Origin of the sequence: Herbiconiux sp., assembly GCF_023264855.1 — a bacterium.
GTDB lineage: Bacteria > Actinomycetota > Actinomycetes > Actinomycetales > Microbacteriaceae > Herbiconiux.
The window spans coordinates 21,492-34,067 of record NZ_JAHFUW010000033.1; the positions used below are offsets into that span (position 1 = coordinate 21,492).

Genomic DNA, 12,576 nt, shown 5'->3' on the forward strand with positions numbered 1-12,576 from the left:
CCGGCACCGCGCCACGGGCGATTGGATGGGGTCATGACTGAGACGCGCCCCGACCAGAGTCCCGCCCGGCCGAGCGGAGCTCCGCGGCCCGAACAGCTCCGGCCCGAGCGGCCCAAGTCCGAACAGCTCCGGCCCGAGCGGCCCAAGTCCGAACAGCTCTGGCGCGTGCTCGTCGGCGAGCAGCTGCGCGAGATCCGGATCGGCCGCGGGGAGTCGCTGCGCGGGGTCGCGGGACGCGCACGCGTGTCACCGCAGTACCTCTCCGAGATCGAGCGCGGCTTCAAGGAGCCCTCCAGCGAGATCCTCGCGGCGATCGGCGCCTCGCTCGACACCACGCTGCTCGAGCTCACCAGCGGGGTGGCCGAGCGCCTGCACGAGTCGGCGGCACCGGCCGCCCCGGCAATCACCTCGGGCACCGCGGCAGCGTTCGCCCTCGCGGCCTGACGACCTAGGCTTGGGGCGAGAGCGCACCGAGAACGGAGGCACGCGATGGCGTCCTGGGAGAGCACACGTCCCTACTTCGAGCGGGCCGCGGTCGCCCACGTGGCGACGCTGATGCCCGACGGCTCACCGCACTCCGTTCCCGTCTGGGTCGGGGTCGAGGGTGACGAGCTGGCGATCTTCATGGTCTCCGGGTCGCGCAAAGACCGCAATCTGCAACGGGATCCGCGGCTCGCGATCTCGGTGACCCGGCCGGATGAGCCGCTCGACATGGCGACCGTGCGTGGAGTCGCCGTGCGGCGGATCGACGGCGCCGAGGCGATGCCCATCGTCGACCGCATCGCCCAGAAGTACACCGGCGGCCCCTACGAGCTGCGAGACGGCCTGACGGTGTTCCTCGTGCGCCCCGACACCTCCTGGTCGAACGACTACACCGCCTGATCCGCCCGGCCCCTGGCCCGCGTCGAATCCGCGCCTGGCAAGTCCCCGCCGCTCACGAGCCGGAACGCGGCTTCCGCCGTACGGTGCAGGTATGAGTACAGACGACACGACACCAGACGAGAACCCTCCCGAGGGCACCCAGGACGAGCCCGTGATGGCCGGCGCCGACGACGCCACCGAGCAGGAGAAGCGCGACGGGCGGCAGGAACAGGCCGAGGCCGACGCGAAGCGCGACGCCGCGCTCGACGACAGCGTGCGCAGCGTGCGCGCGGTCGGCGAGAACCTCGCGGGAGACGGTGGCCGCCATGAGTGACCCCCGCCCGCACGACCCCCGGCCCTCCGCGCCGCGCCCCGAGCACACCCCGAAGCCCGACGAGATCGACCCGATCGAGGGCACGGAGCCCGACGGCACCCCGGTGGAGAACCCCTCAGGCTGAGCCGGCCGGAACCACCGTGAGGCGCACACGAGGGCGGCCATCGGGCTCGCCCTCGTGCGTCTCCACGGCATCGAGCGTCACCGTGATCGCCACACGCGGCGCGAGGCTCGGCGCGAGCAGGCCTGTCGCGGGAGCGGGCATGACGGTCGCGGGAGCGGGCATGACGGATGTCACGGCCGGTTCGTGACGGGCGGACCGGGGCCGTCGCTGCCGCAGCCGTGATGCTGGAGCCATGGAAACCAGTGCCCTCCCCCGTTCCACGCCTCCCGCCTCGCCGGGCGCACGGCCCGCGGTCGCCGCCACCGGGCTCGTCAAGAGCTTCGGCGCGGTGCGCGCCGTCGACGGCGTCGACCTGACCGTCGCCCAGGGCGAGATCGTCGCCTTCCTCGGCCCCAACGGTGCCGGCAAGACCAGCACCATCGACATGCTGCTCGGCCTCGCCACCCCCGACTCCGGATCCGTTCAGGTCTTCGGCGAGTCGCCGCGCGCCGCCATCGCCCACGGGCTCGTCTCGGCCGTGCTGCAGACCGGTGGGCTGCTGAAAGACGTCACGGTGCGCGAGACGCTCGATCTCACCGCCAGCCTGTTCGCCGACACCCGCCCCGTCGACGAGGTGCTCCAGCGCGCGGGCATCGCCGAGATCGCCGAGCGGCGGGTCGGACTGTGCTCGGGCGGCCAGCAGCAGCGCCTGCGCTTCGCGATGGCCCTGCTCTCCGACCCGGGACTGCTCATCCTCGACGAACCCACCACCGGGATGGACGTCGAGGGGCGCCGATCGTTCTGGAGCGCCATCCGTGCCGACGCCGCCCGCGGGCGCACCGTGCTGTTCGCCACGCACTACCTCGAGGAGGCCGACGAGTACGCCGACCGCATCGTGCTGATGAGCCGCGGCCGCATCGTCGCCGACGGCACGACGACCGAGATCAAGAACCTCGTCTCGGGGCGGATCGTGCACGCCACCCTGCCCGGCGCCGATCCGGTCGCCCTCGCCGCCCAGCTGGGCGTCGACGAGGTGCAGGTGCAGGGCGAGCGGATCACCATCGGCACCAAGGACTCCGACGCCGTCGCCCGGTACCTGCTCACGCAGACCCCGGCCCGCGACGTGGAGATCACCCCGCAGAACCTCGAGAGCGTCTTCCTCGCCCTCACCTCGGACGGAGCATCCGCATGACCAGCACGACCTCGACCACGACGGCCGCCGGGCGCGCCCTCACCGACCGCGTCGACCTCCAGCGCCGGGTCCCCCCGTTCGGCGGCTTCAACCTCACCTACCTCGGCATCGAGCTGAAGCGCCGGCTGCGCAACCGCCGCACGCTGATCTTCACGATCGCGTTCCCGGTGGTGATGTTCGTCATCATCGGCCTCCCGCTCGGCGACCAGCCGTTGACCGGTACGCCGATCGCCGACGGCGGCCCTTCGGTCGCCGCCTACATCATGGTGTCGATGGCGATGTACGGCGCCATGATGTCGGCCACCCAGACCGGCGCCGCCGTGGGCGTCGAGCGCGCCCAGGGCTGGAGCCGGCAGCTGCGGCTGACCCCGCTGAACCCGCTGGTGAACGTGGTCACCAAGATGATCGCCGGGATGGCCCTGGGCCTCCTCGCCGTCGTGGCGACCTTCGCGGCCGGTGCGATCAGCGGCGTGCAGCTCTCGGCGGCGGAGTGGATCGGCTCCGGTCTGTCCGGCTGGATCCTCGCCGGCGCGGTCTTCACCGCCCTCGGCCTGCTGGTCGGCTACCTCGTGCCCGGCGAGAACGCCGCGCAGATCACGAGCCTCGCGATCGTGCTGCTCGCCTTCCTCGGCGGACTGTTCTACCCGGTGAGCTCGATGCCCGACTTCATGCAGACGATCGCGGCCTTCACGCCCGTGTACGGCATCAGCCAGATCGCCCGGGCGCCGCTGACCGGCGAGGGGCTCGATCTGCTCTGGGTGATCAACGCCCTCGCCTGGCTCGTCGTCTTCGTCGCCGGCACCGTGTGGGCGTTCCGTCGCGACACGAAGCGGGTGTGAGACCGGTGCGGGCCCTGCCGGTGCAGGCCGCTGTCCTCGCCGCTCTAGGGTGATGCACGTGGATGTCTCCGAAGCCCCCCGGCACGACCGCCCCGTCGGGCCGGACTGGCCCATCCGGTCGGCGTCCGGCGGGGGCGGCCCGGTGCGGTCGATCATCTTCTCCCGTCGCGCCGCCAGCTGGTATTTCGGTGCCTCGATCGCCCTGATCTGGCTGATCAGCGTCGGCCAGGAGATCGTGCTGCAGTCCGGATCGGCGCTGGCGATGGCCGCCGGCCTCGCGCTGCTGGTCGTGTTCGCGATCGCGTTCCTCACCGGAGCACCCCTGGCCTGGTCGCTCCCGGCCGAACGACGGCTGCTCGTCTGCGCCGGACTGCTCGCGCTCTCGTTCGCGCTCTTCCCCTGGATCGGCTGGGGCGTGGTGGGCACCTGGACCTACGTCGGGGTCCTGGTCGGTGTCAGCGTGCTGAGCTGGCGCATCACCTGGCCGGTCATCCTCGGGCTGGGTGCGGTGGCCCTGCTCGCGGCCGGCCTCTCCGACGGCTGGTCGGAGGACATCCTGTGGCTGCCCGCGATCATCGTGTCGATCTCGCTGATGATGGCCGCCTTCGGGCGCACCACGGCGGCGATGAACCGGCTGCGCGACACCCAGGCGCAGCTCGAGGTGCTCGCCGTCGAACGCGAGCGCAATCGGGTGGGCCGCGATCTGCACGACATCCTGGGCCACTCCCTGACGGTCATCACGGTGAAGGCCGAGCTGGCCGGCCGCCTGATGGAGGCCGATCCGGTGCGGGCGCGGAGCGAGATCGCCGAGGTCGAGGCGCTGGCCCGCGGTGCCCTGGTCGACGTGCGGGCCACCGTCGCGGGCTTTCGCGGGGTCAACGTGAGCGGCGAGCTCGCTGCCGCACGCTCGGCGCTGGACGCGGCCGGGATCGACGCCGAGGTTCCCTCCTCGACCGAGTCCGTGCCGGCGGAGCGGCGGGAGCTGGCCGGCTGGATCGTGCGCGAGGGCGTCACCAACGTCATCCGTCATTCCGGTGCAGCGCACTGCCGGATCGTGCTGCGGGCCGATGAGATCGAGGTGGCCGACGACGGATGCGGCCCCGTCGCCGCCTCGGCGTCGTCGTCGGGCCTCGCGGGCCTGCGCGAGCGGGTCGAGTCGGCGGGCGCCCGGATGAGCGTGGGCCGCAGCGACCTCGGCGGCTTCAGCCTGCGGGTGCTGCTGTGAACCCCGCGGGTGACGCGGTGAGCGCGGCAGCTGGGGCGGCGGGTGCGCCGATCCGCTTGCTCATCGCCGACGACCAGGCGCTCGTGCGCGGTGCGCTCTCGGCCCTGCTCGGGCTCGAGGCCGACATCGAGGTGGTGGCCGAGGTGGGGCGCGGCGACGAGGTCGTCGACGCCGCCGCGGCGTCCCGCCCCGACGTGGCCATGCTCGACATCGAGATGCCCGGGATCGATGGGATCGAGGCGGCCGCCGCGCTGCGCACCGCCCTCCCGTCGTGCGCGGTGATCATCGTCACGACCTTCGGCCGGCCCGGTTACCTGAAGCGGGCCATGCGGGCCGGGGCATCCGGATTCGTGGTGAAGGACACGCCCGCGGCCCAGCTCGCCGACGCCGTACGGCGGGTGCGGCAAGGGCTGCGGGTCGTCGATCCGACGCTCGCCGCGGAGTCGCTCGCGCAGGGCGACTCCCCGCTCACCGAACGGGAGACCGATGTGCTGGAGGCGGCCAGAACCGGCGGGTCGATCGCCGACATCGCGCGGATGGTGCACCTCTCCGAGGGCACGGTGCGCAACCACCTCTCCAGCGCGATCGGCAAGACCGCCGGCCGCAACCGCGCCGACGCCGCCCGCATCGCCGAGCAGAACGGCTGGCTCTAGGCGCTGATCGACCCGCACCTAGGTCATGTCGCCCGTCGCCGGGATCTCGCCCGTCGGCCCGTAGCGCAGCAGCAGCGCGCCGTTCGCGGTGCTCGCGGCCGGTTCGAGCAGCCGCAGGCTCGCGGGCGGCCCGTCATCGGGGAACAGCCGCTTGCCGGCGCCCAGCACGATCGGGTACACCCAGAGGTTCAGCTGATCGAAGAGCCCCTCGGCCACCAGGGTGCGGGCGAAGTCGACACTGCCGATCACGTGCACCTCGCGGTGCCGGTCGCGCAGTGCAGCGATCTCGGCGGCCAGGTCGGGGCCGAGCAGCTGCGAGCCGTTCCAGCTCAGCTCGGGCCGGCCACGGGAGGCCACGTACTTCGGAACGGCGTTGAGGGTGCGGGCGATCGCGGTGTCGGGCCCGTCGCCCTGGTCTTGCAGAGGCCAGTACCCGGCGAAGATGTCGTAGGTGCGCCGGCCGAGCAGCAGGGCGTCCATCCGCCCGATGCCCGCCATCACCTGAGCACCCACGGCCTCGTCCATCACCGGCGCCTGCCAGCCCCCGAACGCGAAACCGCCCGAGGTGTCCTCCTCGGGCCCTCCCGGCGCCTGCATCACCCCGTCGAGGGTGCTGAACAGATCGATCTCGATACGACCCGGCCTGAGCTGTCCTTCCGTCGCGCGGCACCGCGTGACGCCAGGGTCGCAAGGAACCGCTCGCCCGGCAACGCCCGGCCACTATCCTGGACCCGCGGCCACGGCGGCCGCGGACACGGGGGTGGGTCATGGTGCAGACGGATGCGCGCACGAGCGGCGCCGACGGCCGGGTGAGCGGCGCACGAGCGCGCGCGGCCCGCATCTGGTTCGGCGGCATCGCCGTGGTGGTGGGCACCGCCCTGGTCATCCAGCTGGTGCTCGTGTTCACCGGTGGGCAAGACGTCAACTCGTTCCAGCCCACGAATGACCAGAGCCTCGGCGAACGCCTGTTCAACCTGTTCAGTTACTTCACCATCCAGAGCAACCTGTTCGTGCTCGGCACCTCGATCGCCCTCGCCCTCAGCATCCACCGCGACGGCCGGTTGTGGCGCATCCTGAGGCTGGACGCGATGCTCGGCATCATCATCACCGGTCTCGTCTACGACTTCGTGCTGGCCGCCCTCGTGCACCCCACCGGCTGGGCGCTGGCCGCCACCATCGGCTTCCACTACATCTCGCCCTGGGCCACGCTGATCGGCTGGCTCGTGTTCGGCCCGCGGCCCCGGATGGGCTGGCGCGTGATGGCGCTCGCCTTCATCTGGCCGGTCGCCTGGCTGGTGGGCACCTTCATCCGCGGGGCCCTCACGGGGTGGTACCCGTATCCCTTCCTCGACGTCGACCTGATCGGGTTCGGCGACTCGGTGCGCAACTCCGCCGTCATCCTGGTGATCGCGATCGGCATCGCCGCCCTGCTCACCGTGCTCGACAAGCGGCTGCCGGCGCTCGTGCGGGAGGCCCCGGATGCTCCTCCCACACCGCGCCGACGCGCTCAGCGGTAGCGCTTACGGTCAGCGGTAGAGCTCAGCAGTAGCGCGGAGCCGTCACGAATCCGTTGTCGATGGTGTTCGTGCCGCCCATGATCACGAGGTTCTCGAGGTCGTACGCCGTCGAGAAGATCGCGTCGGCCGTGGGCGCCGGGTAGCAGTCCGAGCGCACCAGGAACAGCGGGGCGCCGTACGCGGCCGCGGCCGGACCGGCCGAGAGCGCATCCGGGAACACCGCTCCCGACGCGATGAACACGGTGCTCGTCTCGGGCGGGAAGAAGCTGTTGTTCAGGTTCGCCGCCACCTCGAACCGGTCGGCTCCGTCGTAGCGTGCGGCGAACGAGACGGTGGCCCGCAGGTCGTTCTCGATCTCTTGGCTGACCGAGTTCACGCCGCCCGCGATGCTCGCGGCCTCGGCCCCCACCCGGCCGAGCAGCGCGCGGGTCGGGTCGTCGAGGCTCGTTGCGCCGCCGTTCACGAGCAGCACGCCGGAGCCGAAGCGGGCGGCCGCGGGCCCGGCGGCGAGGGCGTCGGGGAAGTTGCCGCCGGTGGCCACGAAGACGTCGGCGAAGCCGCCGCCCGGGCACGACGCCGGATCCGTCGCCCCGCCGGGCACGATGTCGCAGAAGGCGTAGTCGATGATGTTGCGCGAGACCTCGTAGCGGTCGGCGCCGGCGATGCGCAGGATGTTCGACTGGAGGGCCGCGAGCTCGTTGTACACGGCGTCGGAGATCGTGTCGACGCCCCCGACCACGACCAGCTTCTGCGGCTGCAGGCCGACGATGGTGGTGCGGGTGGCCGCCGGGATCGAGTCGTGCGACACCAGCAGCAGCCCGCCGTCCTGCTTCGCGGCGGCGGGCCCTGCGCTCAGGGCGTCGGGGAAGGTCTCGCCGCTCGCGATGTACAGAACGGGCACCCCGGTGTCGAACGTGTCGGCGGTGATGTTCGCAGCCACCTCGTAGCGGCTGGCTCCGCCGAAGCGGTAGATGAAATAGCTGCCGTCGTCGGCCAGGAAAGAGGCGTCGCCCTGCCCGGCCTCGGCCGGCGAGGCGGGCAGCGATCCCAGGGCGCCTCCCGACAGTGGCTCCGGTGCGACGCCGGACGCGTTCGCGGCGAGCGGCGACGCCACCAGGGCCGCCGCGGCGACGACGGCCGCGAAACCGATCGTGAGAGAGCGCAGCGCAGCGCGCGGATGCGAGGACATGGAACGGATGTGCATGGGGTCCCCCGGTTCTCGTCGGGGCGCACGGCCTCGACAACTGTGGCGTTCGACGAGCCTACGACATCCGCCGAGCGGGAATGCAACCCGCCGGCGGGTGCGTTGGACTGACGTATGAGATCGATCGTGTACTCCGAAACAGGCCCCTCCGATGTGCTCCGGCTCGAGGAACGGGCGGTGCCCGAGCCTGCGGCGGGCGAGGTGCGCGTGCGGGTGGCCGTTTCGGCGGTCAACCCGACCGACTGGAAGAACCGCTCCGGCGGGGGCGTTTCGGTCGACGGGCAGGCCGAGATCACGCCGAATCAGGATGGCGCGGGGGTGGTGGATGCCGTGGGCTCCGGCGTCACGGCCTTCGCTCCCGGTGACCGGGTCTGGCTGTTCCTCTCCGCCTACCAGAGGCCGACGGGCACCGCGCAGGAGTACACGGTGGTGCCCGCGGAGCGCGCCGTGAAGCTGCCCGACGCGGCATCCTTCGATCAGGGCGCCTCGATGGGCGTGCCCGCTATGACGGCCCATCGCGCGCTGACGGTGCACGAGGGCGGGCCGGCACGACTCGCACGCGGCACGCTGACCGGCCGCACCGTGCTCGTCGCCGGTGGCGCCGGAGCGGTGGGGCACGCCGCCATCCAGCTCGCGCACTGGGCGGGCGCGACCGTGATCACGACGATCTCCTCACCCGCGAAGGCCGCGCTCGCGAAGGCGGCCGGTGCCGACGTGATCGTGAACTACCGCGAGGAGGACGCGGCCGCCCGCATCCGCGAGGCCGCGCCCGACGGGGTCGACCTCGTGGTCGAGGTCTCCCCCGCCGCGAACGCCGAGCTGAACGCCGCCGTGCTCGCCAACCACGGCAGTGTGGCGGTGTACGCCACCGACGGCGGCGCTCACGTCACGCTCGACGTACGCCACCACTTCGCCCTGAACGTGCGCTACCAGTTCCTGCTGCTCTACACGGTGGGTCCGGATGCCCTGTCCGCCGCCGCGGAGGACATCACCGCCGCGCTGGCCGACGGAGCCCTCGGGGTCGGCGAAGACGCGGGCCTGCCGCTGACCCGGTTCCCGCTCGCCGAGACAGCCGCGGCGCACGATGCGGTGGAGTCGGGCGTGGTGGGCAAGGTGCTGATCGACGTCGCGGATCAGTAGACCGGCGGGCACGGTAGGTTCGTCGGCATGGAACGTGTACTGGGCATCGGCGGCTACTTCGTGCGGGCGCGGGATCCCGAAGCCCTGACCGCCTGGTACCGCGACGCCCTCGGGCTGGGCCTCGACGAGAACGGACTGTGGCATCCGGATGCCGGGCCCACCGTGTTCGCGGCGTTCGAGGCGGACACCGACTACTTCGGGCCGTCGGGGCAGGGCACCATGCTGAACTTCCGGGTGCGCGACCTCGACGCGATGCTCGCCCAGCTCCGCGAGAGCGGGGCCAAGGTCGACGAGCAAACCCAGGACTACGAGGGCATCGGCCGCTTCGGCTGGGTGACCGACCCGGAGGGCAACCGTATCGAGCTCTGGCAGCCCGCGGCGTGAGCGTCGTGCGGATCGGCGGCGTCGACCTGTATTCGGAGGTCGCCGGCCCGGAGCACGGCGAGCCCGTGCTGCTGCTGCACGGCGGGTTCTGCTCCCTCGAGTCGATGCGCCCGCAGGCCGAGGCGCTCGCCGGCTCGCACCGCGTGTTCGCGTTCGAGCGGCCCGGCCACGGGCGCTCGGCCGACATCGACGAAGAGTACTCGTACGCGCGGAGTCTGAGCGACACCCTCGGCTACCTCGATGCCCACGGCCTCGGCGCGGTGCACGTGGTCGGCTACAGCGACGGCGCCATCCTCGGCCTGCTGCTGGCGATGCGGCATCCGGAACGCGTGCGCTCATTGGTGGCCATCAGCGCGAACCTCGACCCCTCGGCGTTCACCTTCTCCGACTCGGCCGACCCGGAGACCGCGGTCATGCTCGCCCCGGCGCGCGAAAGGGCCCCGGAGGCGACGGAGGCGCCCCGCACGGTGGTCGGCGACGACCCCTCGCCCGATCCGCAGCCCGACGCCGAGCGGATGCTGTACGAGCGTCTCTCCCCCGACGGCCCCGCGCACGCCGACGTCGTGCTGGCCAAGCTCATCCGCCTCTGGACCACCGAACCGCACATCGCCCCCGCCGAGCTCGAGGCCATCGCGGCCCCCACCCTCGTCATGGCCGGCGACCGCGACACCATCCGCCCCGACCACACCCTCCGCATCGCGGCCTCGATCCCCGGCGCCCAGCTCTGCCTCGTACCCGGCACCACCCACTCCCTGATCGCCGAGCGCCCCGCCCTCGTAACCACCCTCTTGCAGGGCTTCCTGAGCACCCCCTGACCAGGACCGCCGATCCCCGACTCGCGGCACGAACGCACCACCGAGGTAGTCACCGGTCTCAGGCCGTACTCGACGACCCAGGGTGAGCGCGTGGCCGCGAAGCGACCGCACGCGAACACGTCGCCTCGCGCCGGGCAGGGACCGGCGCGACCGCGAGAGGCCCCTCGCCGAAGGCGAGAGGTCTCTCGCGCAGTAAGAGCTAGCTCTTGCGGAGCAGCCAGACGAAATAGGGGGCGCCGACGAGGGCCATCATCAGGCCGGCGGGGATCTGGGCGGGGGCGATGAGGGTGCGGCCCAGGATGTCGGCGACGCACACGAGCAGGGCGCCGAGCAGCATCGCCACCGGCACCGAACGGCTGTGACGAGAACCGACGAGTGAGCGCGCCATGTGCGGCGCGACGAGCCCGACGAAGCCGATCACGCCCACCGCCACCACACTGACGGCCGCGAGCACGGCGGCGATCGTGAGCAGGCCCAGCCGGGCGCGATCTCGCCGCACGCCGAAGATGCGCGGAGTGTCCTCGTCGATGGCGAGTAGATCGAGCTGACGGCTCAGGCCCAGCACCACCGGCGTCGCCACCAGCAGCACCACGGCGACCGGCAGCACATCGGGCAGCACGCGTCCGTACGTCGTGCCCGAGAGCCAGGTCAGGATGCGCGGCGTGTTCCACGGGTCGGAGCGCAGCAGCAGGAACGTCGTCACCGCGCTCAGGCTGTAGCCGCAGCCGATGCCGATCAGCAGGAAGCGGTCGGGCAGGAACCCGCCCTTCCGCGACAGCAGAGCGATCAGCGCGAACGTCCCGAGGCCCAGCCCCACGGCGGCGGCGATCAGCAGCGGGCGGCCTCCCGCAAGCCCCGAGGTCACGATGATCACCGCCCCGAGTCCCGCCCCGGCCGTGATGCCCAGGATGCCGGGCTCCGCGAGCGGGTTGCGCACGGTGCCCTGCACCACCGATCCGGCCAGCGCGAGCGCCGCACCGGCCAGGATCGCCGCGGCCACGCGCGGGGTGCGCTCGTCGAAGGCCCGCGCCACGAGGTCGGGGGCCGCGCTCTGCAGCCACAGCACGATGTCGCCCATCCGGAGCCAGAGGCTGCCCGCGAGCAGTCCCGTCACCGCCGCCGCGATCAGCAGCACCACCGTGATGCCCACCACGAGCAGGAACCGCCGCCGCGACCGGGAGCGGAAACCGCCCTGCGGCGCATCCCGGGCCGCCCCCGACTCGCGCAGCCGGCGGGCCAGCACGACGATCACCACACCGCCGAGCAGCGCGGTCGTCACGCCCGTGGGGATCGAGGTGGCGCTCTCGGCACCGAGCAGGCCGCGCACCACGGCGTCGGCGAGCAACACGAGCAGCGCCCCGAGCAGCCCGCTGGCGGGGATGAAGAGCAGGTGCCGGTTGAGCGGACGGATGCGCCCGGCCAGCAGGCGCGCGGCCACCGGCGCGGCGAGCCCCACGAACGCGATCGGCCCGGCGAGCGTCACCGAGATGCTGGTCAGCAGCGCCGCGAAGACCACAGCCAGAAGACGGGTCGAACGGATCGGCACACCCAGCGACACCGCGGTCTCGTCGCCCAGCCGCAGCACGTCCAGCCGCCGGGCCATCAGCAGCGACGCGATCAGCACCGCGACGATCACGGGCACGGCACGCAGGCCCGCGTCGATGTTGAGTTGCGACAGCGATCCGCTGCCCCAGGCGAACAGGCCCGTCGTGTTCTCCTTGAACACGATCAGCAGCATCGCCGTGGCGGCGTCGAGCGCCATCGCGATCGCCGACCCGGCCAGGATCAGCCGGGTGGAGGCGGTGCCCGCGGCGCTGCCGGAGAGCGCGAGCACCAGGGCGGCGCAGGCGAGACCGCCGATGAAGGCGACGCCGCTGGAGGCCCAGAGCGGCACGGAGAGGCCGAAGGCGGCCACCAGAGTGAGGGCGAAGTACGAGCCCGAGGTGACGGCGAGGGTGTCGGGAGAGGCGAGCGAGTTGCGGGTGACCGACTGCAGCAGGGCGCCGGCCACGCCCAGGGCGAAGCCGACGGCGACGCCGGCGAGCAGGCGCGGCAGGCGCGACCCGGTGAGGACGTCGGACACGGGCACACCGTTCACCGACTCGCGCGCGCCGAACACAGAGCGCAGCAGGGCGTCGACGCCGACACCGGAGGTGCCCTGCGTGAGATGCCAGAGACCGACGCCGACGACCGCGGCGAGAAGCACGACCAGCACGGCCACGCCGGACCCGGGCCGGCGCCCCGACGGCGCCGTGCCCGAGCCCTGCGGCGGCGCGATGCCGCCCGCCTCGCGGAGGCCGGTCACTCCC

General features: G+C 72.5%; 16 protein-coding genes. 12 read left to right on the forward strand and 4 right to left on the reverse strand.

The features are described 5' to 3' along the window. Positions 1–33: 33 nt before the first annotated feature. The 4 genes from Q0D75_RS13630 to Q0D75_RS13645 all read left to right on the forward strand — a co-directional run bounded on the left by Q0D75_RS13630 (position 34) and on the right by Q0D75_RS13645 (position 1,319). Entirely contained in the window at positions 34–444 is a 411-nt protein-coding gene (locus Q0D75_RS13630; RefSeq protein WP_291054303.1) for a helix-turn-helix transcriptional regulator, read from the forward strand. A 45-nt stretch (positions 445–489) separates the two neighbouring features. Further along, entirely contained in the window at positions 490–882 is a 393-nt protein-coding gene (locus Q0D75_RS13635; protein ID WP_291054304.1) for a PPOX class F420-dependent oxidoreductase, read from the forward strand. A gap of 91 nt (positions 883–973) precedes the next feature. Beyond that, positions 974–1,195, forward strand: coding sequence for a hypothetical protein (locus Q0D75_RS13640; RefSeq protein WP_291054305.1), 222 nt, complete (start codon positions 974–976; stop codon positions 1,193–1,195). Continuing rightward, positions 1,188–1,319: a hypothetical protein gene (locus Q0D75_RS13645; protein ID WP_291054306.1), complete on the forward strand. Its 132-nt coding sequence runs from the start codon at positions 1,188–1,190 to the stop codon at positions 1,317–1,319. The genes Q0D75_RS13640 and Q0D75_RS13645 overlap by 8 nt, the downstream gene beginning before the upstream one ends. Here the strand turns inward: Q0D75_RS13645 and Q0D75_RS13650 are convergent. Further along, the gene (locus Q0D75_RS13650; protein WP_291054307.1) at positions 1,311–1,493 is read right to left on the reverse strand and encodes a hypothetical protein; all 183 of its coding nucleotides are present in this window, start codon (positions 1,491–1,493) and stop codon (positions 1,311–1,313) included. The genes Q0D75_RS13645 and Q0D75_RS13650 overlap by 9 nt on opposite strands. 58 nt (positions 1,494–1,551) lie before the next feature. On the opposite strand from Q0D75_RS13650, the gene Q0D75_RS13655 reads away from it, so the two are divergent. From Q0D75_RS13655 to Q0D75_RS13670, 4 genes are read left to right on the forward strand one after another with little or no spacing between them, the layout of a single operon-like run. Further along, positions 1,552–2,490: an ABC transporter ATP-binding protein gene (locus tag Q0D75_RS13655; protein ID WP_291054308.1), complete on the forward strand. Its 939-nt coding sequence runs from the start codon at positions 1,552–1,554 to the stop codon at positions 2,488–2,490. Continuing rightward, a complete protein-coding gene (locus Q0D75_RS13660) occupies positions 2,487–3,329 on the forward strand; it encodes an ABC transporter permease (RefSeq protein ID WP_291054309.1) in 843 nt (280 codons plus the stop codon). Before Q0D75_RS13655 ends, Q0D75_RS13660 begins: the two co-directional genes overlap by 4 nt. A 58-nt stretch (positions 3,330–3,387) precedes the next feature. Then, the gene (locus tag Q0D75_RS13665) at positions 3,388–4,554 is read left to right on the forward strand and encodes a histidine kinase (protein ID WP_291054311.1); all 1,167 of its coding nucleotides are present in this window, start codon (positions 3,388–3,390) and stop codon (positions 4,552–4,554) included. A 17-nt stretch (positions 4,555–4,571) separates the two neighbouring features. Continuing rightward, positions 4,572–5,207, forward strand: coding sequence for a response regulator transcription factor (locus tag Q0D75_RS13670; RefSeq protein WP_291054313.1), 636 nt, complete (start codon positions 4,572–4,574; stop codon positions 5,205–5,207). A gap of 18 nt (positions 5,208–5,225) precedes the next feature. Here the strand turns inward: Q0D75_RS13670 and Q0D75_RS13675 are convergent, their stop codons facing one another. Then, positions 5,226–5,840, reverse strand: a complete 615-nt coding sequence (locus Q0D75_RS13675) for a dihydrofolate reductase family protein (RefSeq protein ID WP_291054364.1) — start codon at positions 5,838–5,840, stop codon at positions 5,226–5,228. 134 nt (positions 5,841–5,974) lie between these two features. On the opposite strand from Q0D75_RS13675, the gene Q0D75_RS13680 reads away from it, so the two are divergent. After that, positions 5,975–6,724 (forward strand): Pr6Pr family membrane protein, encoded by a 750-nt coding sequence (locus Q0D75_RS13680; RefSeq protein WP_291054315.1) that lies wholly within the window; start codon positions 5,975–5,977, stop codon positions 6,722–6,724. Between the two features lie 22 nt (positions 6,725–6,746). Here the strand turns inward: Q0D75_RS13680 and Q0D75_RS13685 are convergent, their stop codons facing one another. Continuing rightward, the gene (locus Q0D75_RS13685) at positions 6,747–7,928 is read right to left on the reverse strand and encodes a cell wall-binding repeat-containing protein (protein ID WP_291054317.1); all 1,182 of its coding nucleotides are present in this window, start codon (positions 7,926–7,928) and stop codon (positions 6,747–6,749) included. Between the two features lie 114 nt (positions 7,929–8,042). Between Q0D75_RS13685 and Q0D75_RS13690 the strand changes: the two genes are divergently transcribed. From Q0D75_RS13690 to Q0D75_RS13700, 3 genes are read left to right on the forward strand one after another with little or no spacing between them, the layout of a single operon-like run. Continuing rightward, positions 8,043–9,068 (forward strand): NADPH:quinone reductase, encoded by a 1,026-nt coding sequence (locus Q0D75_RS13690; RefSeq protein ID WP_291054319.1) that lies wholly within the window; start codon positions 8,043–8,045, stop codon positions 9,066–9,068. A 27-nt stretch (positions 9,069–9,095) separates the two neighbouring features. Next, positions 9,096–9,452, forward strand: coding sequence for a VOC family protein (locus Q0D75_RS13695; RefSeq protein WP_291054321.1), 357 nt, complete (start codon positions 9,096–9,098; stop codon positions 9,450–9,452). Continuing rightward, entirely contained in the window at positions 9,449–10,267 is an 819-nt protein-coding gene (locus tag Q0D75_RS13700) for an alpha/beta hydrolase (RefSeq protein ID WP_291054323.1), read from the forward strand. The genes Q0D75_RS13695 and Q0D75_RS13700 overlap by 4 nt, the downstream gene beginning before the upstream one ends. Positions 10,268–10,466: 199 nt before the next feature. Here Q0D75_RS13700 and Q0D75_RS13705 read toward each other — a convergent pair whose 3' ends face one another. Then, on the reverse strand, positions 10,467–12,572 hold the full coding sequence (locus Q0D75_RS13705; RefSeq protein WP_291054325.1) for an iron ABC transporter permease: 2,106 nt from the start codon (positions 12,570–12,572) through the stop codon (positions 10,467–10,469). Between the last annotated feature and the right edge of the window lie 4 nt (positions 12,573–12,576).

What these genes read in the sequence shown, in the direction of transcription:
- Q0D75_RS13655 (WP_291054308.1), top strand. Translation starts at nt 1,552, where the DNA reads ATGGAAACCAGTGCCCTCCCCCGTTCCACGCCTCCCGCCTCGCCGGGC.
- Q0D75_RS13640 (WP_291054305.1), top strand. Translation starts at nt 974, where the DNA reads ATGAGTACAGACGACACGACACCAGACGAGAACCCTCCCGAGGGCACC.
- Q0D75_RS13645 (WP_291054306.1), top strand. Translation starts at nt 1,188, where the DNA reads ATGAGTGACCCCCGCCCGCACGACCCCCGGCCCTCCGCGCCGCGCCCC.
- Q0D75_RS13690 (WP_291054319.1), top strand. Translation starts at nt 8,043, where the DNA reads ATGAGATCGATCGTGTACTCCGAAACAGGCCCCTCCGATGTGCTCCGG.
- Q0D75_RS13685 (WP_291054317.1), bottom strand. Translation starts at nt 7,928, where the DNA reads ATGCACATCCGTTCCATGTCCTCGCATCCGCGCGCTGCGCTGCGCTCT.
- Q0D75_RS13630 (WP_291054303.1), top strand. Translation starts at nt 34, where the DNA reads ATGACTGAGACGCGCCCCGACCAGAGTCCCGCCCGGCCGAGCGGAGCT.
- Q0D75_RS13680 (WP_291054315.1), top strand. Translation starts at nt 5,975, where the DNA reads ATGGTGCAGACGGATGCGCGCACGAGCGGCGCCGACGGCCGGGTGAGC.
- Q0D75_RS13660 (WP_291054309.1), top strand. Translation starts at nt 2,487, where the DNA reads ATGACCAGCACGACCTCGACCACGACGGCCGCCGGGCGCGCCCTCACC.
- Q0D75_RS13695 (WP_291054321.1), top strand. Translation starts at nt 9,096, where the DNA reads ATGGAACGTGTACTGGGCATCGGCGGCTACTTCGTGCGGGCGCGGGAT.
- Q0D75_RS13635 (WP_291054304.1), top strand. Translation starts at nt 490, where the DNA reads ATGGCGTCCTGGGAGAGCACACGTCCCTACTTCGAGCGGGCCGCGGTC.